The organism is Gemmata sp., from assembly GCF_051859125.1.
Taxonomy (GTDB): domain Bacteria; phylum Planctomycetota; class Planctomycetia; order Gemmatales; family Gemmataceae; genus Gemmata.
The window spans coordinates 10,969-31,821 of the sequence record NZ_JBHYGG010000135.1; the positions used below are offsets into that span (position 1 = coordinate 10,969).

The 20,853-nt window shown below is 72.5% G+C and carries 16 protein-coding genes; 6 read left to right on the forward strand and 10 right to left on the reverse strand.

Annotated features, from left to right (window positions below; translation table 11 throughout):
• Positions 1–14: 14 nt before the first annotated feature.
• The 3 genes from ACTIGN_RS13875 to ACTIGN_RS13885 all read right to left on the reverse strand — a co-directional run bounded on the left by ACTIGN_RS13875 (position 15) and on the right by ACTIGN_RS13885 (position 6,256).
• A complete protein-coding gene (locus ACTIGN_RS13875) occupies positions 15–4,178 on the reverse strand; it encodes an AAA domain-containing protein (protein ID WP_439624754.1) in 4,164 nt (1,387 codons plus the stop codon).
• 63 nt (positions 4,179–4,241) lie between these two features.
• The gene (locus ACTIGN_RS13880; protein ID WP_439624756.1) at positions 4,242–5,297 is read right to left on the reverse strand and encodes an aldo/keto reductase; all 1,056 of its coding nucleotides are present in this window, start codon (positions 5,295–5,297) and stop codon (positions 4,242–4,244) included.
• Between the two features lie 56 nt (positions 5,298–5,353).
• Positions 5,354–6,256, reverse strand: a complete 903-nt coding sequence (locus ACTIGN_RS13885) for a beta-propeller domain-containing protein (RefSeq protein WP_439624758.1) — start codon at positions 6,254–6,256, stop codon at positions 5,354–5,356.
• Positions 6,257–6,803: 547 nt separating this feature from the next.
• Between ACTIGN_RS13885 and ACTIGN_RS13890 the strand changes: the two genes are divergently transcribed.
• Positions 6,804–7,793, forward strand: coding sequence for a PAC2 family protein (locus ACTIGN_RS13890; RefSeq protein WP_439624760.1), 990 nt, complete (start codon positions 6,804–6,806; stop codon positions 7,791–7,793).
• A gap of 142 nt (positions 7,794–7,935) precedes the next feature.
• Here the strand turns inward: ACTIGN_RS13890 and ACTIGN_RS13895 are convergent, their stop codons facing one another.
• The 3 genes from ACTIGN_RS13895 to ACTIGN_RS13905 form a co-directional block, all read right to left on the reverse strand.
• Entirely contained in the window at positions 7,936–8,343 is a 408-nt protein-coding gene (locus tag ACTIGN_RS13895; protein WP_439624762.1) for a VOC family protein, read from the reverse strand.
• Between the two features lie 62 nt (positions 8,344–8,405).
• Positions 8,406–8,840: a YciI family protein gene (locus tag ACTIGN_RS13900; RefSeq protein ID WP_439624764.1), complete on the reverse strand. Its 435-nt coding sequence runs from the start codon at positions 8,838–8,840 to the stop codon at positions 8,406–8,408.
• 156 nt (positions 8,841–8,996) lie between these two features.
• Positions 8,997–10,364, reverse strand: coding sequence for a leucine-rich repeat domain-containing protein (locus ACTIGN_RS13905; protein ID WP_439624766.1), 1,368 nt, complete (start codon positions 10,362–10,364; stop codon positions 8,997–8,999).
• A gap of 180 nt (positions 10,365–10,544) precedes the next feature.
• Between ACTIGN_RS13905 and ACTIGN_RS13910 the strand changes: the two genes are divergently transcribed.
• From ACTIGN_RS13910 to ACTIGN_RS13925, 4 genes are all read left to right on the forward strand, one after another.
• Complete coding sequence (locus ACTIGN_RS13910; protein WP_439624768.1) at positions 10,545–11,180, forward strand: hypothetical protein; 636 nt, start codon at positions 10,545–10,547, stop codon at positions 11,178–11,180.
• 136 nt (positions 11,181–11,316) lie between these two features.
• Positions 11,317–12,279 (forward strand): DUF1559 family PulG-like putative transporter, encoded by a 963-nt coding sequence (locus tag ACTIGN_RS13915; protein ID WP_439624769.1) that lies wholly within the window; start codon positions 11,317–11,319, stop codon positions 12,277–12,279.
• A gap of 44 nt (positions 12,280–12,323) precedes the next feature.
• On the forward strand, positions 12,324–13,754 hold the full coding sequence (locus tag ACTIGN_RS13920; RefSeq protein ID WP_439624771.1) for a sialidase family protein: 1,431 nt from the start codon (positions 12,324–12,326) through the stop codon (positions 13,752–13,754).
• Positions 13,755–13,965: 211 nt separating this feature from the next.
• Positions 13,966–14,706, forward strand: a complete 741-nt coding sequence (locus tag ACTIGN_RS13925; RefSeq protein ID WP_439624773.1) for a redoxin domain-containing protein — start codon at positions 13,966–13,968, stop codon at positions 14,704–14,706.
• 92 nt (positions 14,707–14,798) lie between these two features.
• Here the strand turns inward: ACTIGN_RS13925 and ACTIGN_RS13930 are convergent, their stop codons facing one another.
• Complete coding sequence (locus tag ACTIGN_RS13930; protein WP_439624845.1) at positions 14,799–15,698, reverse strand: glycosyltransferase family 2 protein; 900 nt, start codon at positions 15,696–15,698, stop codon at positions 14,799–14,801.
• 198 nt (positions 15,699–15,896) lie between these two features.
• Here ACTIGN_RS13930 and ACTIGN_RS13935 point away from each other — a divergent pair, with 198 nt between their 5' ends.
• Positions 15,897–17,051 (forward strand): DegT/DnrJ/EryC1/StrS family aminotransferase, encoded by a 1,155-nt coding sequence (locus ACTIGN_RS13935; protein WP_439624775.1) that lies wholly within the window; start codon positions 15,897–15,899, stop codon positions 17,049–17,051.
• A 158-nt stretch (positions 17,052–17,209) separates the two neighbouring features.
• On the opposite strand, the gene ACTIGN_RS13940 is transcribed toward ACTIGN_RS13935, so the two are convergent.
• From ACTIGN_RS13940 to ACTIGN_RS13950, 3 genes are all read right to left on the reverse strand, one after another.
• Positions 17,210–18,643, reverse strand: a complete 1,434-nt coding sequence (locus tag ACTIGN_RS13940) for a FecR domain-containing protein (RefSeq protein WP_439624777.1) — start codon at positions 18,641–18,643, stop codon at positions 17,210–17,212.
• The gene (locus ACTIGN_RS13945; protein ID WP_439624779.1) at positions 18,640–19,170 is read right to left on the reverse strand and encodes a sigma-70 family RNA polymerase sigma factor; all 531 of its coding nucleotides are present in this window, start codon (positions 19,168–19,170) and stop codon (positions 18,640–18,642) included. Before ACTIGN_RS13945 ends, ACTIGN_RS13940 begins: the two co-directional genes overlap by 4 nt.
• Before the next feature lie 109 nt (positions 19,171–19,279).
• Positions 19,280–20,758, reverse strand: a complete 1,479-nt coding sequence (locus tag ACTIGN_RS13950) for an MFS transporter (protein WP_439624781.1) — start codon at positions 20,756–20,758, stop codon at positions 19,280–19,282.
• Positions 20,759–20,853: the final 95 nt, after the last annotated feature.

The window sequence follows — 20,853 nt, forward strand, 5'->3', positions numbered from 1 at the left end:
CACCCGCTCGCGGGTCACCCGGCGGCCCCGCCGCGGCCCGGGGGCGGGCGGTACAGCCGCACGCGGTGGCCGCCCACTTCGGTCTCGGCCACCAACTCGCTGCACAGGTCGCGGAGCGCCTTCCAGAGCGCCGCCGACTCGTAGTGCTCGACCTCGGCCGGGATGTGGTCGAGCAGCGCCTTCGAGCACACCACCACGAGCCGGTCCTGCACCCGCGAGAACGCGACGTTGGCCCGGTTCAGGTTCAACACGAACCCGGCGTTCGCCGCCACCGCGGTCGGGTCGCTGACGGTCCCGGACACGATGACCGTCGGCCGCTCGCCGCCCTGGAGCCGCTCGACCGTGTCGATCACCCCGACCGCGCCACCGGGGCCGGTGTGCGCCGCGAGGCGCGTCGCGAGCAGGCTCCGCTGCGCCCGGTGCGGGGTGATGACCGCGACCGAGCCGGCCGGGAGCGGTGGGGCCGCGGCCAGCAGTTGCTCGATCGCCGCCACCTCCACCGCGTTGCTCCGCCGCGACCCGTCCTCGTCGTGGACCGTCAGGAACAGGCCGACGTTCCACCGCCACACCTCGGCCCACGGCGACGCGCTGGTCGCGGTGCCGGCTCGCGATTGGCGGTCGAGCCCGGTCAGCTCGATGCGGTCGCGGTGGTAGATGCGGGCGATCAGTTCGCGGACCACGGGTGGGAGCCGGAACGTGAGCCGCAGCCCGGACCACCGCGCCGCCGCTGGCGACACGACGGGCACGCCCGCAGCGTCGGTCGTGTCGATGATCCGCCGCACCGCGTCGTATGCGCTGGCGAACGGCTGGTACAGCACGGCCGGCGGGCGGTCCTCGCCCTCCCAGTCGTGCGCTGTGATCGGGGCGAGTTGCCGGTGGTCGCCGGCGAGCAGCACCTTCCCGTCGGGGGCGACCAGCGTGGCGAGCGCGAGGAAGTGCGGGAACACCATCATCGACGCCTCGTCCACCACGAGCAGCGCCGCCGTCAGCCCGGCACCGGCGTTGAAGGTCTTCAGTTTCTCGACCGCGGAAGCGAGCTTCAGCAGCCCGGCCGTGGTCCCGCCGATCACCGCGACGCCGCCGGTCGTCAGCTCGGTGAGCTTCTTCTTCGTCGCGAGCAGCGCGGCCGGCAGGTTCTCGACCGACCCGCCGACGACGTGCTGGCTCGGGTCGTTGGTGTGGACCTTCACGAGTCGCACCGGGAGCAGTCGCCGCCCGGCGGCCGCGGCGCACTGGCGGAACGGATCGAGGTAGCGGTCGATCCGCTCCAGGAGGTTGTCGAGCGCCGTGTGCGTGTGCGCCGAGAGGAGGACGATGTCCCCCGGCCGGCCGCCGACAAGGACGCGGAGCAGCACCGCGAGCGCCGTCGTCGTCGTCTTCCCGGTGCCCGGCGGCCCCTGGATCAGTTGCACGCGGGTGGCCAGCCCCTCGACGGCCGCACGCGCCTGGTCGGGCGACGCCGGGAACACGCTCGCGGGCGGCAGCGCGAACGTGTCGAGTAGCCGCAACAGGTCCTCGGCGTCGGGGAGCGGCGTGGCGGCCGGCGGGCGCGGCTCGACCGGGTCGAACCACCCGAAGACGTGGCTGGGCCGCTGGAGCCGGTCGTCGACGCGGCCCGCGACGTAGTCCGACACGCTCTCGTCGAGCGTCGCGAACCCGCGGTCGAACAGCGTCTCGGCCTTCTTGCTCGCGCCGCTGGAGAGCAGATAGCGGTCCTCCTCGGCGTACATCGCGTCGAGCGTCACCCGGCCGGTCGCCCAGTCCACGTCGCGCACCACGCACGTTCGCCCGACGGCCGACGTGAGCTGCGCGACGGCCTGGCCCTGCTTCGGGTCCCCGTTCCACGGGGAGAGGCGCGCGAACGACCCCGGCCCGAACTGGCACCGGGCCTCGAGGTCCGCGAGTGTCAGCCCGCCGAACGCGAACAGCTCGATCGTCGCCGTGATCGTGCTCTTGTCGCCGCCGACCTTCACCTGCTTGAGCGGGAGCGTGCGGCCCGCCCGGACGCGGGCGAGCGGCGGCACGAGGTGCGAGGCGACCCAGTCGGACCGGCGGACGTGCTGGTCGAGCCGGAGGAAGTCGGTGGCGGCGCGCGCGACGCCGTCGCGGCCGAGCCGGAACGCCGGGAGCGTGGCCGGGTCGAGCGGCGACTTCTCGATGCCCGGGTTCTTCGGCGCGATCCCCTCTTCCAGCCACCTCAGGGCCTGCACCCGCGCAGCAAGGTACGCGGCCAGCAGCCCCGGTGCCCCGGCGGCCCGGTACGGCTCGACGCACTCGTCGGACCGCTGGGAACTCGGCTCCGGGAGGGTGCCCCAGGCGGCGTGCCAGTACGGGGCCGGCAGCCCGTCGGCGAAGCGGCTCCGCACCTCGAAGGCGTGCCTCGTCCCGGTGCCGTCCGCTGCCCAGGTGCCGTCCGGGTTGGTGGCGAGATCGGCGGTGAAGTCGAACACGCCCTGCGCAAACACGCGGGTCAGGTCGCGTTCAACACCACCGATGGTGCGCACCCAGTGGAACCGCCGGCCGGCCCACTCCAGCGACGCGACCACCCCGAGCCCGCGGCCGGTCCACCCGAGGGCGTACCGCCGGTCCACCTCCTCGCGGACTGCGGAGTACATCTGCTGTTCGAGCCCCTCGCGGCACCCGAACAACTGGCGGACCGGGCCGAGCAACTCCGGGCCGGCGCGGCAGCACCCCTCGATCAGTTGCCGGACCTCGCCGCGGGACCAGACGTAGAAGTGGACCGGCACGGCGTCAGTTCCGGCCTCGCGGGCGATCACCCCGGCCAGGCGCTCGAAGAACCGGCGGATCAGTTCGCCCTCGGCCGCGGTGTCGGCCGCGTAGTCGTTGCCGCTCCACGGGGCCGCCCGGAACTCGACCACCTCGCGACCGCCGGGCAGCGCGCGGTCCTCGAACGCGGGCCTCCCGAACCGGTCCTTCCCGGCCTCGAACCGCTCCCGCACGACCGGCTCGGGGCGGCCGTCGGTGAACGCCGTGTCGAGCCGGCCGGGGCCGCGGGCGACGTGTGCGGCCAGCGCGCCGACGCGGTTCTCGGTGTAGTCGTAGTCGACGGCGAGGTACACGCGGAGGAGCCGGACCCCGTTCGCCTCGTGCGGCGGCAGGTGCCCGATCCCGGTGTTGGGGACTTGCTCGACCGCGCTCCCAAACGCCGCCCGCGTGCCGGGGAGGAGCGGGAGCGTGTGCAGCCGCGCGCGTGCCCGCAAGCGGAGCACGTCGAGGCTCTCCACGAACCCCGGGTCGCGGGCCAGCGCCTCGACCTTCGGGTCGAACAGCGGCGGGTTGGCGAGTTGGTCGAGCGTGCCGAGCCCGGCCGCGCGGAGCAACCGGGCCGTAACCGGGTCGATGCCGATCAGTTCGATCCGCCGCTGCCTCGCGCCCTCGGCCATGCAGTGCGGGGCGTAGGTGCAGCCGTCGCACTTGGTGTCGATCTGGAAGCCGATCTCGTCGAGCGGTCGCGACGCCGCGGCGGCGAGCCGGCCGCCGGGAGCGAGGAGGCGTTCGAGGTCGGCCTCCTCGTGGGCGAGGCCGAGCGGCGGCAGCGCGAGGATCGACTGCGTGGCGTTGCGGTCCGGGTCGAGCCGCGCGACGACGCACTCGATGGCGGCTGGCGTGATGTGCTCGCCGCCGACCGCGATCGGCTCGCCGCCGAGCATCCCGCGGAGGAGCACCCGGTACACGGCGACCTGCACCCGGTGGTAGGTGCGGTCGCGGCGGCTCGCCTTGCACTCGACCAGCACCAACCGGGGCACCCCACCGACCCAGCGGATCAGGAGGAAGTCGATGAGCCCGTAGACGCGGAACGCGCCGACGGTGCCGCCGACCGCGACCTGCCGGGCGTACCCGTTCGCGCCGGGCGGCAGCGAGGCGGCGACGGCCGCGAGGGCGGCCCAGGTGACCTCGTCGCGCTTCCCCTTGGGCAAATCGGCCGCGAGGTCGCGGAACCCGGCCGCGGTGAGTTCGGCCTCCCACTGGTTCTCGCGCCGCCGCCCGACCTCGGCGAGCACCGGGTCGATGCTGTCCCGCAGGCGGTCGAAGAACGGCAGCGGCGCGACCTCGCGGTCCCGGTGAACGGCGAGGTGGAACCGCCGGTCGCACGAGTGGTGGCGGACGAACTCCCCGAGGTCCGTGGCGGTGAGCGTGGTGCCGGGTGGCGCGGTCAACGGTTGGCCCTGCGTCGCGTGGGGACACCCTTTGATACCACCGAACGCGGGGCCGGGGCAATCTCAGCCGGGGAGCCGGGTCGGTAGCGGCGCGTCGTCGAGCGACCCGACCTTGATCCCGGTCGCGAGGTTGGCCGTCCCGGGGCCGGTGTACCCGGCGGGGCGGTCGAACGGCAGGATCATCGGCTCCTCGAACGGGCGGAACGGCACCAGCGCCGCGATCCGGTCGAGTCGGTCCAGCACCTCTTGCGGGAGCGGCCCCTGTTCGGCCGCCGCGGCCGCGGCCTCGACGTGCCGGGCCGTCTTGGGGCCGACCAGCACGACCGACGGCGCGTCGGTCGAGAGCGCGAACCGCAGGCACAGGTCGGCGATCGGGATGCCGGCGTCGTCGAGCAGCGCGTAGAACGCGAGGATCTGGTCCCGCCGCGCGTCCGAGAGCCACAGCGGGTGCCGCCGCACCACGTCGTCGTACCGCCGGCCGAACGCGCCCTGGTGCAGCACCGACCCGAGGACCACGCCCATGCCCTTGTGCCGGGCCGCGGGGACCACCGTGCGGGCGGCCTCGCGGTACAGCGGGCTGTAGTTGAACGCCGTGAGCACCACGTCGAAGTCGCCGGCCCGCACCAGGTGCGTCAACTCGGTCACCGTGGTCCCGGCGAGCCCGGTGAACCGCACGAGCCCGCGGCGCTTGAGCGAGTCGAGCGCCTCGACCACCGGGCCGGCGGCCCGCTCCGGGTCGGCCCACCAGTCGTACTGCTGGGGCCGGTCCGGCTCGTGGACGAACAGCACGTCGATCGCGTCGCGGCCCAGCGCCCGCAGGCTCTCCTCGGCCGAGCGGACCAGCGAGCAGGCGTCCCGCGGGTCGAACGGGGTCGGCCGCCCGCCCAGCTTGGTCGAGACGACGACCGGCCCGCGGACCTCGCGCAGGATGCGGCCCAGGACCGTCTCGCTGTCGGCGTACCCCGGGGCCGTGTCGAAGAAGTTCACCCCGAGGTCGAGGGCGCGGAACACCGCGGCCCGCGACTCGGCGAGGCCCGGCCCGAGCCGCGACGCGAACAGCCCGCCGAACCCGATCTCGCCGACCTCGATCCCGGTCCGCCCCAGAACTCGCCTTCGCACGTCTGCCTCCGGTTCGCGCCAGGGGGCCGCGGGAATGTCGGGCGTTCGGCGCGGTGCTACCGCAGGGCCGGGCCGGCGAGCGGCTTGCCGTCGGTCTCGAGGATCTGGAAGTGGTGGATGCCCGCCGGGCGGTCGTCGGTGTACGTCCAGGTGACCTTCTTCTCGCGGGTCACCTCCGTCAGCTTCACCTGCTTCGCGCCGGCGTGGTGGCTGGTGATCACGGTGTTCCCGTTCGGCAGCCGCTGCACCCCGCAGGCGTCGTTGATCGGCTTGCCGGGCAGGTCGTCGTTCGTCACCCGCCACACCTCCTTGCCGTCCTTGTCCACTTCGATCACGAGGTGCCCGAGGGTGCAGCCGATGAGCGTGTTGCCGTCCGGCAGGCGGATCGCGGTGAACGGCATGTGCGGTGTCTTCACCTCCCACGCCACCTTCCCCTCGGGCGTGTACTCGCGGACCACGCGGTCGAGCAGTTGCGGGACGAGGTAGTTGCCGTTGGCGAGCTTGCGGGCCATGCGGGTCTGGAGGTGGTGGTCCTTGGTCTGGGCCTGGAGCGGCACCTCGACGAGCACCTTCCCGTCGCGGTTCACCTCGAGGAGCCGCGGCTTCGGGCCGGCCTCGGTGAGCAGCACCTTGCCGTCCCCGAGCGGCTGGACGGTGTTCACCTCGGCCTGCGTGCCCTTGAACTCGAACACGACCTTGCCGTCCTTGTTCACCTCCACGGCCGCGCCGCCGGGAAACTCCTTGCTCTTCGAGAGCGCCAGGAGCGCGCCGCCGTCGGGCAGCGCCCAGCCGTCGCGGGACGCGGCCGGGTACCGCCACGCCACCGCGCCGGTGGCGTCGACGAGGCGGGTCTCGGCCCCGAACGCGAGGAACGAGTGGGTCACGGCCGGGTCGGCCGCGGCGGCCCGCGGCGCGGCGCCGAGAGGGAGGCACGCGGCAAGCAGGAGAGCACGGGTCATGGTCGGTCACCAGAAAGAGGAACGCGTTCGCGTCGGCCGGTGCGTGGGGGCGGGGCGCGTGTCAGCCGCCCGCCGCGGACGAACCGGAGGGGGCGAGGTCCATGATCGGCGGTCCGGCGTGCCGCGGCGAGGGTGATGACGAGAACTCTACCCGGGCCGCGGGGGTGTCATCAATGAGGTCTTGCGGATATGCGGTTGAGAGATTTCGTCACCGGGCGCGCCGCCCCGCGGGGCCCCGCTGCGGAAAAACACGCCGGCCGCGGGCTCTCGGCCGGACGGCTCCGCTCGCCATTGAGACTTTGCGGCCGGTCGCCGGGCGCCGCGACGCGGGGCCGCGTCCGTTCCGATTGCACGGTCCGCGGTGCCCACCGGGCCGCCCCCGGTGGTGCCGCGGACCGTCACCGCCCGCGTCGCACCGGGCCCGGCGGCGCCACGGTCCCGAGGGTCGCTCCGGCCCCCGGCGCGGATCCGCCCCCCCGCGGGTTGCCCGCGGCCCTACCATAGTGACACGCCGCCCCGTGCGGCGGTCACCGTGGGAGTGCGCGACATGGCAGGGCCGATCAAGCTGAACCACCCGTGGCTCGTCGCGGTGTGGCCGGGGATGGGGCACGTCGCCCTCAACGCCGGCGTGTACCTCCTCGCCAAGCTCGGGATGACCGAGTTCGCCGAGTTCGAGGGCGGCGACACGTTCGACATCGAGGCCGTCGAGGTGAAGGGGGGCCTGGTGCAGCCCGGCCGCCGCCCGCGGAGCCGGTTCTTTCTGTGGACCGACCCGAACCGGCGGCACGACCTCCTCGTGTTCGTCGGCGAGGCCCAGCCCCCCGGCGGGAAGTACACGTTCTGCCGCCGGCTCGTCGGGTTCGCGCGGGAGCACGGGGTCGAGCGGGTGTTCACGTTCGCCGCGATGGCGACCCGGATGCGGCCCGAGGCCGAGTCCCGCGTGTTTGGGGCGGCCACCGACCGGCCCAACCTGGACGAGCTCAGGCGGCTCGAACTCGACATCCTCGAGGACGGGAACATCGGCGGGCTCAACGGCGTCCTCCTGAGCGCCGCGGCTGAGGTTGGGCTGCACGGCGCGTGCTTCCTCGGCGAGATGCCGCACATCTTCGCCCAGTTCCCGTTCCCGAAGGCGTCGCACGCGATCCTCGAGGCGTTCACCACGCTCACGGGCATCGACTTCGACCTGGACGAACTGGCCGAGCAGGCGAAGCTCTGGGACGAGCAACTGGGCGGGGTGCTGGCCCAGATCGAGGAGCAGGCCCGCGGCCAGCAGTCCGATGACGACGACGACGACGAGGACGAGGACGGCGACGAGGAGGGCGACGACGACGACGACGACGAGGGGGGCGAAGAGGCCGCGGCCGAGCCGGAGCCGCCCAAGCGCCGCTCGACCGCCCGGAAGCGGATCGAGGAGCTGTTCGAGGAGGCGACCCGCGACCGCTCGAAGGCGTTCGAGCTGAAGCAGGAGCTGGACCGCCTCAGCGTGTTCAAGGAGTACGAGGACCGGTTCCTGGACCTGTTCAAGAAGGCCGAGTAGCGACGGCGGCCCCGTGACCGCCGGTCGGGCTTCGGTTCCCGAGCACCCGCGGGCCCGGCCGAGGAGCGGGTCGCCGCGGGCGGCGGGCGGCGGGCCGCGGGCGCCGGCCCCGCGGCCCGAACGACCGGGCGCGCCCCGCGGGTCACGCGGGGACGCTGACCATCCACGACACGCCGAACTTGTCGGCGACGACGCCGAAGCACGGCGACCAGAACGTGGGGCCGAGCGGCATGTGGACCTGCCCGCCGGCGGCCAGCGCCGCGAACGCCTTCTCGGCGGCCGCCGTGGTCGCCGGGCTGAGCGCCAGCGACACGCCCTGGAAGTTCGGTGCGCCCCGGCACTCGCAGTCCGACGCCATCACCGTCGACTCGCCGATCTTCAGCGCCGAGTGCATCACCTTGTTCTCGGTCCCCGCGGGCATCCCCGGGCACGGCTCGGGGCTCTCGCCGAACCGCATCAGCGCGGTGACCTCGGCCCCGAGCGCCTCGCGGTAGAACGTCAGCGCTTCCTCGCACCGGCCGTTGAAGTTCAGGTACGGTTGCACGTGCATGACAGACCCTTTCGGTTTCGGTTGTTTCAGGAACGGTTCAGCAGCGGGCGCCGGGCGGCCCGCTACGCGCCGGTCTTCTGCCGCTCGACCTCGGCCCGGAGGCGCTCTTCTTGTTCGCGGAGTTCGGGGGTGAACTCGGTCCCGAAGTCGCTCGCCTCGAACACCGGGCGGATCTCGACGTCGCAGTCCTCGAGGTGCGGGTTCGGGCACCGCCGGAGCCACTCGACCGCCTCGTCCATCGACCGCACCTGCCACAGCCAGAACCCGGCGACGAGTTCCTTGGTCTCTGCGAACGGGCCGTCGGTGACGGTGCGGCCGGGGCCCGCGAACCGCACCCGCTTTGCCTTCGAACTGGGGTGCAGGCCCTCGCCGGCGAGCATGACCCCGGCCTTGACGAGTTCCTCGTTGTACGCGCCCATCGCGGCCATCAGCTTCTCGTCGGGCATGACGCCGGCCTCGGAGTCCTTCGTCGCCTTGATGAGTACCATCACTCGCATTGCCGTCTCGCGTCGGTTCGGGGTTCGGGGCCGGCCACCCGGCTCTCACAGGTACGTCGAGCGGCGCGTGCGGGAATCGACACGCCGCGCGAGATTTTTGACGGGATTCCGGGAAGTGTCGATGCCAGTGGCAGTTACGCGATGCGTCCGGGGCGGTCACCGCACGACGCGGCAGGCGGGCAGCGCCTTGGCCAGTTCCGCGGCCCCGGCGTCGGTCACCTGTGTACCGGTGAGGTCGAGCGCGGTCAGCGCCGTGAGCTTCGCCAACTCCTTAACGCCCGCGTCGGTCGCCCCGGTGTTCCACAGGTTCAGGCTCGTCAGCCCTTTCAACGCGGCGAGGTCCTTGAGACCCGCGTCGGTCACCTTCGTTCCGAACAGCGAGAGCGACTTGAGCCCCTTGAGGCCGGCGAGCCCCTTGAGCCCCGCGTCGGTCACCTTCGTGCCGCTCAGGTCGAGGTGGACCAACCCGCTGAACCCCGCGAGCCCCTTCACGCCGGCGTCGGTCACCTTGGTGCCGCCGAGGTTCAGCGTGGTCAGTTCCTTCGACGGCACGAGCGCCCTCAGCCCGGCGTCACCGGTGCCGGTGTCGGTGAGGTCGAGGGCCGCGAGCTTCTTGAACGCCGCGAGTTCCCGCAGCCCCGCGTCGGTCACCTTCGCCCGCATCAGCTTGAGGCTCGTGAGCCCGGCGAGGGGCGCGAGGTTCCGCAGGCCGGCGTCGCCGACGGCCGTGTCGCTCAGGTCGAGCGCCGCCAGCGCCTTGAACCGCGTGAGCGACTTCGCCCCGGCGTCGGTGACCTTCGTGAAGCCGAGGTTGAGCGACGCGAGGCCCGCGAGCGGGGGCAGGTCGGCGAGGCCGGCGTCGGTGACGGGGAGGTTCGCGACGTCGAGGCCCTTCAACTCCGGGAACGCGGCGAGTTCCTTGAGCCCCGGGCCGGTCACCTGCGTGCCGCTGAGCGAGAGGCTGGTCAGCCCCTTGAGCGGGGCGAGCCGCTTGAGGCCGGCGTCGGTCACGGCGAGGTTGCCGAGGTGCAGCGAGGTGAGGGCCGGGTACCTCGCGATGTCGGCCAGCCCCGCCTCCGTAACCTTGGTGTTCGACACGTCGAGGTGCGCGAGCCGCTTGAGCAGCACGAGGTACTTGAGGGTGGCGTCGGTGACCTCGGTGCCGGCGACGGACAGGCTCGTGAGCGCGCGGAGCCGGGTGACCACCTTGAGCCCGTCGTCGGTGATCTCGGTGCGAGAGGCGTCGAGCGAGGTGAGGTCCGCCAGCGGGGCGAGTTCGACGATCCCCGAGTTGGTGACCTTGGTGCGGGAGACGTCGAGGTGCGTCAGCGCCGCGAGCGAGGCGACGGCCCGCAGGTCCGCGTCCGACACCCGCGTCTGGTCGAGGTACACGCGGGCGACGGCCCCCGTGTCGTCGCGCTCGACGCGGCCGCCGATCTTCTGGATCGACTTGAGGACGGCGGCCTCGTCGGCGGCGGCCGTGGAGGCGCAGAGGAACGCGAGGCAGAGGAGGGCGGGGCGCATTGCGAGTTGTCTCGGCGGGGGCGGGGGTTCGGGCAGCTTACGTCGCGGTCGCGGGCCGAGCAACCGGGCGGCCGGGCCGGATTCTCCGGTTTCGCGGGGATTTCACGGTCGGGTGTTGGCTCCCGTGTGTTAGCAGTGTACAACGGGTTAGCAGAACCGGTTGCCTCCCCGACACTCCCCATGTGGTTCCTGCGACGAGTTCCGAGCCCTCCCAAGGGCCGCCACGTTCTGGCGGTGCTGCTCCTCGTTGCGCACGCGTTCGCCGCCACCGGCGCTCCGGTCCCCGTCCCGCACGCCGCCAACCCCCGCAAGTCGCAGTCGCCGTACCCGTGCCGCGACCACGCGTGCGGGTGCCTCACGGCCGAGCAGTGCTGGGCCGGCGACTGCTGCTGCTTCACTTTGGAGCAGAAGCTCGAATGGGCCGACGCCCGCGGCTTCGAGCCGCCCGCCTCGGCCCGCGCCGCGGCCGACGCGCGGAAGGCGACGCCCCCGAAGAAGCCGAAGCGCCCGTGCTGCCGCGGCGAGGACGAACCGTCGCTGCCGGTCGCCGCGTGCTCCGGCCCGACGTGCGATCGCGACGCGGCGTGCGCCGACGACAGCGACGACGCGCTGACGGTGCTGTGGGTCGCCGGGGTCCGCGCCCAGAAGTGCCGCGGGGACAACCCGGCCGGCCTGCTGAAGCTCGACCCGGCCGTCCCGCCCGCGGCCACCGGCGACCGCCCGGTCGCGCCCGAGCCCGACGGGTTCGCACGCCCCGCATCCGTCCCGTTCGTACCCACCTCGCAACAGCCGCCGGCGCGTCCGCCGCGAAGCTGAATCCCCATCACGGTTCCCGAAGCCACGCACCCAACGGGTGAGCGCCGACGCGCACGCCCGCACCGATTCCATCACCCAGCTTGAGCCCGCGCCGGCGCGAGTCGCCGTGCGCCGCGGTTCGCTTCCGAGGTACACCATGCTCCGCCGCAGCGCCTTTACGCTCATCGAACTCCTGGTGGTGATCGCGATCATCGCCGTCCTGATCGGGCTCCTGCTCCCCGCGGTCCAGAAGGTCCGCGAGGCCGCCGCCCGCCTCAAGTGCCAGAACAACCTCAAGCAACTCGGCGTGGCGCTGCACAACCACGAGAGCGCGCTGCAGGTGTTCCCCCAGGGCCGGAACGCCTACCCGAAGGTCGTGTCGGCCCCGGCCCGGTTGCTCGCCTACGTCGAGCAGGCGAGCCTCCAGAGCCTGATCGACCCGGACGGGACACTCGCGGTCGGGACGCAGAACGATACGGCCGGGAAGAACCGCGTCGCGCTGCTCGGGTGCCCGAGCGACCCGACGGGCGGTGTGGTCCCCGGGAGCGCGTACTTTGGCACCAACTACGTCGCGTGCAACGGCCTCGGCGTCTCGGTGGACGCGACCGGGGCGACGACGGCGCACCTGAAGATTGGCGAGGGGAACGGCGCGTTCGCCCAGACCCCGTGCCGCGTGGGCGACATCACCGACGGCCTCTCGAACACCGCGGCGTTCAGCGAGAGCCTCGTGGGCAACGGGGTGACCATCTCCGGCGTGCCGACCGACCCGCAGACCGCCAAACTCGCCGTGCTGGAGGTCGCCGGTGGCGGCGACCCGACCCCGGCGCTGTGCGACGCCGGGACCGGGACGTGGAACGCGCGCCGCAGCGAGCAGTGGATCAACGGGCACTACGGCAACACGCTGTACAACCACTACTACACCCCGAACCAGGCCGGGAAGTGGGACTGCGGCAACGCCAGCCACAACAAGGGGCTGACGGCGGCCCGCAGCGCCCACACCGGCGGCGTCAACCTGCTGCTGTGCGACGGGAGCGCCAAGTTCGTCCGCGACGGCGTGGACGCGACGACGTGGCGCGGCCTGGCCACCCGGGCCGGCGGCGAAGTGCTCGGCGACTTCTGAGCTGCGGCGAGCCCGCACCACACACCCACACGCGGAGCGTCACCATGAGTTCGTGCCAGTGCGGCGTCGGCTGGGTTAAGTTCACCGTCCTCGCGGCGCTCGTCGCCGGGGGCGCGGCCACCGGGTTGTACCTGTCCGGCGCGCTGCCGCCGTTCGATGAGCCGCAGACCGTCTGCCCCGCGGCCCCGCAAGGGTCGCCGTGCTGGGAGACCGACACCGCGGGTCCGCAGCACCGGTTCCCGCTGAGCCCGCTCGACGTCAAGGACACGATGGAGGCACCGGAGCTCGCCGTGAACTGCTGTGGGAAGGTGTTCCTCGCGTGGGCCAGCAAGACCGGCGAGGCCGAGCGCACCGTGTTCTTCACGAAGTCGGCCGACGGCACGGCCTTCGACGCGCCGCGGGCCGTCAGTAAGGCCGGTGTGTACAAGACCCCCGCGAAGGGGAAGATGGCCGGGCACGAGCGGCGCGCGACCCCGCACCTCGCCGCGATGGGCCAGGAAGTGCTCCTCGCGTGGGGCGACGCACTGCCCGACAACGCCGGGATGCGGTACGCCCTCGCGACCTCGACCGACACCGGCGCGACGTTCGGCGCCCCGCGGCCGGTCCACCGGGGCGAGAAGGCGAGTGCGGCGTTCACCTCGTTCGCCCGCGGGCTCGGCGGCGTCCTCGCGTGCGTGTGGCTCGACGGCCGCAACGGCTCGCAGCAGGTGTACGCCAGCGTGCAACCGGCCGACGCCGAGGCGTTCGGCCCCGAGGTGCTCGTCCACGCCGGCGAGCCGGGCAAGGGCGTGTGCCCGTGCTGCCCGACCGCGGCGACGTTCGCCAAGGACGGCACGCTGTACGTCGCGTTCCGCAACATCAACGACGGATTCCGCGACATTGCCGTCAGCCGCCTGCGGCCGGGGCAGACGACGTTCGAGGGGCCGTTCCCGGTCGTGGACAAGGCGTGGAAGTTCGAGGGGTGCCCGCACGACGGCCCGTCGCTCGCGGTCGTCGGCGACACGCTGCACGTCGCGTGGATGGACGCCCGCACCGGCACGCAGCGGGCCTACTTTGCCAGCGCGAGCGTCGCCGACATGAAGTTCGCCGCCCGCGAGTTGAACGCGGGCGCGGCCGGCACGCAGGGGAACGCGAAGCTGTTCGCCGACGCGGCCGGCAACCTGCACGCGGTCTGGGAGCAGAGCACCGGCACCGAACCGGCCCCCGCTTCGACGGGCGGCCACCAGCACGCCGCACCCAGCACCGGGAGCGGGGCGGGCCGTGCGGTCCAGTACGCGGTGATGCCGAAGGGCCAGCCGGCGTTCGGCCCGGTGCGGGCGATTGCGCCCAAGGCCGGTGCGTTCCAGACGCGACCGAGCATCGCCGTTTCCCCGAACGGGGCCGTGTTCGTCGCGTGGAACGAACTCGACACCGCGGGCAAGGCGGTGGTCGTTTCGCAACTCTCCACCGCCGCTGCGGAGGCGTGCCACAAGTGACGCAGGCCCGCTTCGCGCTCCTGGCGGTGGTTGCGGCTGGCGGTGCCGTCGGCGTCGGCTGGGCCGCGGGGCAGGTGCGGCCCGGACCGCCGCCGCCCGCCCCGCCCGCGGCCGCCGCCGCGCACCGGGGGGGGGGGGGCGGGGGTTAGGGGGCCGCCCGCCCCCCCCCCCCCCCCCACCGCCAGCGGCCGCCGCGTCGAACCGCGGGGAGGTGTTGTTCGGCGTGTACTGCGCCTCGTGCCACGGCCCCGAGGGCCGCGGCGACGGGCCGAGTTCTGCCGCACTCCGGCCCCCGCCACGCGACTTCGCCGCACGCCCGTGGCGGTTCGCGGTCACCCGCGAGTCGATCCGCAAGGTCACGCTCGACGGCATCCCCGGCACCGCGATGCCCGCGACACGCAACGCGCTCGCGCCGGCCGACGCCGACGCGGTCGCCGAGTACGTCTTCAGCCTCGCCACGGCGCGACCCGCGGTCCCCTATGAGCCGACGGAGGAAGAAGCGATCCTCCGGGCGGCCGGGTTCACGGACCTCCGCGGCACCGCCCCGCCGCACCTGGTCGTGGCCGACGCTGCGGGGAAGGAAGTCAAACTCTCCGACCTGAAGGGCCGCACGGTGCTCGTTCACTTCTGGGCGACGACGTGCGTCCACTGCGTGAAGGAACTACCGCACCTGAAGGCGCTGGAGGCGCAACTCGCGGACCGCAAGCTCACCGTGCTGCACGTCTGTGCCGATGCCGACGAGTTGAAAAAAGCGCAGGCGCTGGCCGACAAGGTCGCGCCAGGGCTACGAATCTACGCCGACGCGACCGGGCTCGGTCCGCAGCGGTTCGAGGTGCAGGCGCTGCCGGCGGTGTGGCTTATCGCCCCCGACGGGAAGGCCGTGGGCCGCGCGACCGGGATGCGCGACTGGGCCGCGCCCGCGGTGCGAAAGGTGCTGGAGCGGGGGTGGTAGATCGGTGTGTCTGGTGGGGCAGGCATTCTTGCCTGCCTCCGAGGGCGACGGGAGGCAGGCAAGAATGCCTGCCCCCCGCTCGCCCAGGGCGCTCAGTCCGCGGCCCAGAAGCGGATGATGCAGTACAGCGCCTGGAACGCGTCCTTCAGGCCGATCTTTTTGCCCTCTTCGTAGGTGCGGCCCGAGTAGCTGATGGGCACCTCGTACACCCGCCACTTGGGCTGGCCCTTGCGCTTGCGGGCGATCTTCGCCGTCACCTCGGGCTCGAACCCGAACCGGTTGCTCTTGAGCGTCATCCCCTGGATGACCTCGCGGCGGAACACCTTGTAGCACGTCTCCATGTCGGTCAGGTTCAGGTTGGTGAACCAGTTCGACAGCATCGTGAGGCCCTTGTTGGCCACCGAGTGCCAGTAGTAGAGCACCCGGTGGCTCTCGCCGATGAACCGCGACCCGACGACCACGTCGGCCCGGCCGTCGAGGATCGGCTGGATCAGCTTCGGGTACTCGGCCGGGTCGTACTCCCAGTCGGCGTCCTGCACGATCACCAGGTCGCCGGTGCAGTGCTTGAACCCCTCGCGGAGCGCGGCCCCCTTGCCCATGTTCTTGGGCTGGTGGAACACGCGGACGTTGTCGTACTGCTGCTCGATCTGGGCCAGGATCGCGGGGGTGCCGTCGGTCGAGAAGTCGTTGACCAGGATCAGTTCCTTGGGGATCGCCACGGCCTGGACCCGGCGCACGAGTTCGCCCAGCCACCGCTCCTCGTTGAACACGGGGATGACGACGGACAGCTTGAACCCCGGCGGGATCGGGAAGATGCCGACGGTGCGGCACGCGGCGGTGCCCAGGAGCTTCTCCAGGATCTCGTACCGCCGCTCCGGGTGCGCTGCCAGGAAGGCCGCGAGCCGGGCGAACTCGCCGGCCCCGTCGTCGGTCGCATCGGCCGGCCGGTCCGCGGCGCGGGCCTCGGGTCCGTTCGTCGTCGCAGCGGTCATCATTCTGTTGCCTCCGGCACTCTGCGGGCGCGGCGGGCACTGTAGCACACCGGGCGTCCGGCCGTGCAACCCCAACCCCCCGCACCCTCGGGTCCGCCTTGACAGGCTTACCCCGCTAACGTAGGGATGGGCAACTTTCGTCAACCCCCGGACCCGGGACGGACCCCGCGGCCCGCGCATCCCGGCAAGGAGCCGCACGTGAGCACCACCCCCGCACCCGTCCCGCTGTGCGACATCAACGCCCGGTACCAGTTCCTGAAGCCGCAGATCGACGCGGCCGTGCTCCGGGTCGTCTCGTCGGGCCAGGCGATCCTGGGGCCGGAGGTCGCGGCGTTCGAGAAGGAGGCGGCCGCGTTCTGCGGGGCCGAGTTCGCCGTCGGGTGCGGGTCCGGGTCCGACGCGCTGGTGCTGGCCTTGCACGCCCTGGGCGTCGGCCCCGGCGACGAGGTCATCATCCCGCCGTTCACGTTCTTCGCGACCGCTGGGGCCGTGTGCCGGGTCGGGGCCACCCCGGTGTTCGCCGACATCGACCCGCTCACGTTCAACATCGACCCGGCCCAGATCGAGGCCAAGGTGACCCCGCGGACCCGGGCCGTGATCCCGGTCCACCTGTACGGCCAGTGCTGCGACATGGACGCGATCTGGGAGGTCGCCGAGGGGCACCGGCTGTACGTCGTCGAGGACGCGGCCCAGTCGTTCGGGAGCGAGTACAAGGGCCGGCGGTGCGGCACCCTCGGGGCCGTCGCCGCGATGAGCTTCTACCCGACCAAGAACCTCGGCGCGTTCGGCGACGCCGGGCTGGTGACCACGAACAGCCCCGAGATCGACAAGAAGCTCCGGGCGCTGCGGGTCCACGGGTCCGAGGTGAAGTACTACCACAAGTACGTCGGGTACAACATGCGGCTCGACGCGGTCCACGCGGCCGCGCTGCGGGTGCAGCTCCCGCACGTCTCGAACTGGCTCAACGCCCGCGGCGAGGCGGCCAAGCGGTACGACCGGCTCATCGAGGAGGCGAGCCTGCACGGGTTCATGCGGCGGCCGGTCGCCAGGCCGGACCGGAAGCACACGTTCAACCAGTACGTCGTCCGCGTCCCCGGCACGCACCGCGACGCGCTGGTGAAGTACATGAAGGACAACGCCGTCGGCGTCGAAGTGTACTACCCGCTGAGCCTGCACGAGCAGGAGTGCTTCAAGGACCTGGGGTACTGGACCGGCGACTTCCCGACGAGCGAGGAGGCGGCCGCGACCGTGCTCGCGCTGCCGATGTTCCCGGAGATCACCGAGGCCCAGCAGCGCCGGGTGGTCGAGGTGTGCGCCGCGTACCTGTCGCAGTCGCTCCGCAAGGCGGCGTGACGCGGGGTTCAGGTGTCGGGAGTCAGGATTCAGGGAAAGACAAAGCACTGGAGCCCGGAGGGTCGGCGGACTTCCGCCGTTCCCTTCGGGCTCTCTTCTGTATTTCGTTTTGCCCGGATCCCGAATCCTGACTCCCGACACCTGACTCCTGCCCCCGCTCACTTCGCCCCGACGACGAGCTTGAGCGCGGGCGGGGGCAGGGTCGGGTGGTCGCGGCCGGCGAACCCGTGGACGTAGTCGTTGCGGCCGCTGCCCGGGGTGTCGCGGACGAGGATGAACGTCGCGTACCCGGTCCTGCGGGTGTTCAGGAACTCGGCCAGTTCCGGGGTGCTGACCGAGCACGGGCCGGACAGCACGCCCTGCTTGACGTGGAACTGGCCGACGAACCGCGTTTTCGCCGGGTTCACGCCCGCGCCGCCCGGTGCGTTGGCCGGGGCGGTGTCCCACATCAGGTCGTTCTCGGGCCAGTTGTCGAGTGCCGGGTCCGTCACGCCGTACACCGAGAACGTGCTGTCCGGCACCTCGGACACGAACCCCATCCCGGTCGGGGTCTGGGTGAACGTGAGCGTGGCCGACAGCACCCGCGCCCCGGCGAGGGGCGCGAGGTCGAGGCCGACGTAGGCCTTGCGGTGGTGGTCCGGGAGCCCCTTGGGCGTGCAGCACTTCACCAGCAGCAGCACGTCCGACCGGTTCAGAAGGTTCGGCTTGCCCGAGACGTACCCGTCCTTGCCGCGGCCGGCCGCGGTGCTCACGGTCACGAGCCGCTGGCCCGCCGGGAGGGCCGGCGGGGGCTCGACGGGCCGCGGGGACTCGGCCCGCGGGTCGATGGGCGTGGCGTCGTCCGGGGTGAACCGCATCCCGCGGCCGGTGAGCAGTTGCTCGACCTTCCCGGTCTTCCCGTGGGTCACGTCCACCCGGCCCTCGAACACCTGCACGTCGGACGTCTTCCCGTCGGTCACGCTGACGCCGAACTCGGTGCCCAGGTCCTTGAGCGACGCGCTGGGGGTGTCCACGAAGAACCCCTTGGCCGAGTCGGGGCACCGGGCGACGAGCCGGCCGGAGTGCAGCGTGCAGCGGTTCCCGGCCCGGAGTTCGAGGTCGGCCGGGCCCTCGAGTCGCAGCTCGGCGCCGTTGTCGAACACCACCTTGGCGACGCCCTCGGACAGCCGGAACCGGCCGGCCCCGAGCCGCGCCCCGGGCTCGGTCGGGAGCGTGCCGCTCTCCCACTTGCACCCGCTCGACTCGACGAGCCGGGCGAACTCGCGCCGCTGGTTGCCCGAGTACGCCGCGAACCCGACGCCGACGAGCACGCACGCGGCGACGGCCCACCCCGCGGCGCGGAGCAGGGACGGGCGGCCAACGGGCTCGGCCGGGCGGGGCGGTTCCGCGGGGCGGTCGGCGGGCGCGGCGCTGGCGAGCACGGCCGGGTCGCCCGCGGCCCACTTCAGCGAGGCGTGCAGGTTCAGGTACTCGGCGACGGCCCGGCGGGCGGCCGGGTCGGCGAGGGTCAGTTCTTCGAGCCGGCGGCCCTGCTCGGGGGCCAGGGTGCCCTCGACGAGCGCGGAGCAGAGCGCCTGCAGTTCGTCGGTCATGCTCGGTTCTCCCGGGCCAGGGTGCGGGTCACGCACTCGTGGAGCGTGTGGCGGACGCGGGACAGTGCGCGGTACGTGGCCTCGACGGTCCGGTGCGCCCGCTTGGCGACGGCCTCGATGCTTCCCTCCTCAGTGTACCGGAGGCGGATCAACTCGCGCTGGTCGGGCGGGAGCTTGGCCAGGCACCCGGCCAGCGCCCGGGTCTGGTCCTCGAGCGCGCCGGCCGCGTCCTCGGTCTCGGCGGCGACCGCGGTGAGGAAGTCGTCGGAGAACTGGAGCCGGTCCCGCTGCCGCTTCTTCCGCCAGGCGAGCACCTGGTTCAGCGCGACCCGGCAGGCCCAGGCGGCGAAGTTCGTCCCCAGCTCGAACGAGTCGAACTCCCGCCACAGCACGAGGTTGGTGTTCTGGAGCACCTCTTCGGCGTCGGCGTGGTTCGGGACGAGCGTGTGGACGTAGACGAACAGCCGCCGCTGGTTCTGGGCGAGGAGGCGCACGAACTCATCGACGCGGCTGGTGGTTTCGCTCATCGCCGGGGCTCCGCAGTATCAGAGCCCCTCGGACCGCAATTGGACGTGAATTCGGGCCGGAGCGGAACGGCCGGCGGCGCGGTGTCGGCCGCACCGCCGGCCGCGTGCGTCACGCCTTCGGCGCTTCGTTCTCCTCGGCGAGGGCCGGCGGGAGCAGGAACGACAGCACCAGCGCCACGGCGTACACCGCCCCGCCGATGATCGCCGCGGCCTGCGCGACCCGGGCCGGGTTGCCCTCGACGTTCGTGAACATCGGGGCCAGGATCTCGGTGTTCAGCGTCGCGGCCATCGTGCCGAGCATGCGGCCGCCGACGTTCGTCGCGAACCCGCTCCCCGTGCCCCGCAGGTGGACCGGGAACACCTTCGGCAGGTACTCGCTGACGTAGCTGAACTGCGCCACGGTCAGCAGGCCGCAGAAGAAGATCGCGATGGCGAACACGGTGTAGTCGCCCTGGTAGAGCACGAGGTACGCGACCGGGAACAGCACCACGCCGGGCAGCAGGAAGATGCGGATCAGCACGCGGCTGGCGACGTACAGGAGCAGGATGGCGAACAGGATCCGGCCCGTGAGGCCGCCGAGTTCTTGCCACCGCTGGAGGTTCCCGCGCTTCTCCTCGACGGCGTTGGAAATGGGCTTGCGGGCCGCGGCGAGTTCCTTCCCGGCGGCCTGCTTCTCCTCGGGCGTCGCCGCGGCCTCGAGCTTCTTCTCCGCGGCCCTCACCGCCGGGCCGTACTCCTTCTTGACCGGGTCGAGCGACGGCAGCCCCGGGGCCATCTGGAGCGGGGTGAGTTGCAGCGCCCCGAACGCGGCCGCGTACCCGCACGCCGAGAGCAGCGTGGTCACGACCGTGGTGCGGCGCAGTTCCGGCGAGAACAACTCGCCGAGCCGGGGCCGCTTCAGGGTGCCGGCGTCCTTCTTGGCCTTCCACACGCGGCTCTCGGGGACGAACGGCATCAGCAGCAGGATGAGGGCGCCGGGCACGAGCCCGGTGAGCAGCGTGTACCGCCACGCGGCGACGGTCGGCAGCGGCAGCCACGAGACGCCCTCCGGGTGCTCACGGACGTACCCGACGATCTCGTTGAACACCTCGGTCACGAGGATGCCGCCGAGCGAGGCGCACGCGAGCGTCCACCCGATGGCGATCTCCCGCTGCCGCTTGTCCTGGAACAGTTCCGCCAGCCAAGTCACGGCGGCGATCAACTCGACGCACACGCCGATGAACGTCGTGCTGCGGAACAGCACGAGTTGCCACAGTTCGGTGCTGTACGCGGCCGCGACGGGCGACAGCGAGTACACGAGGATGCTGCCGACCATGACCGTCTTGCGGCCCAGGCGGTCGATGAGGAACCCGCCGAGCAGGCCGAACACGCCGCCGGCGAGCGCCGCGATCCAGAGCATGCGGCCGGCCCACAGCCGAACCTGGTCGTCGGTCGGGGGCACCTTGAGCAGTTCCGAGAGCGCCTGCGCCCCGATCACGGGGAACATCAGGAGTTCGTAGGTGTCGAACAGGAACCCGATGGCGGCGACGAGCAGCACGAGCCAGCGGGTCACGGGCTTCAGGCCCGGTGCGGGTGGGGCAAGCGACACAGAACGGGCTCCTGGCAGCGGGGAGGGGCGGCGGGGTGCGGGGCGGCGGCCCCGGCGGATTCGTTATAAGGGGCGGGGCATTCCCGCGTCCCGCG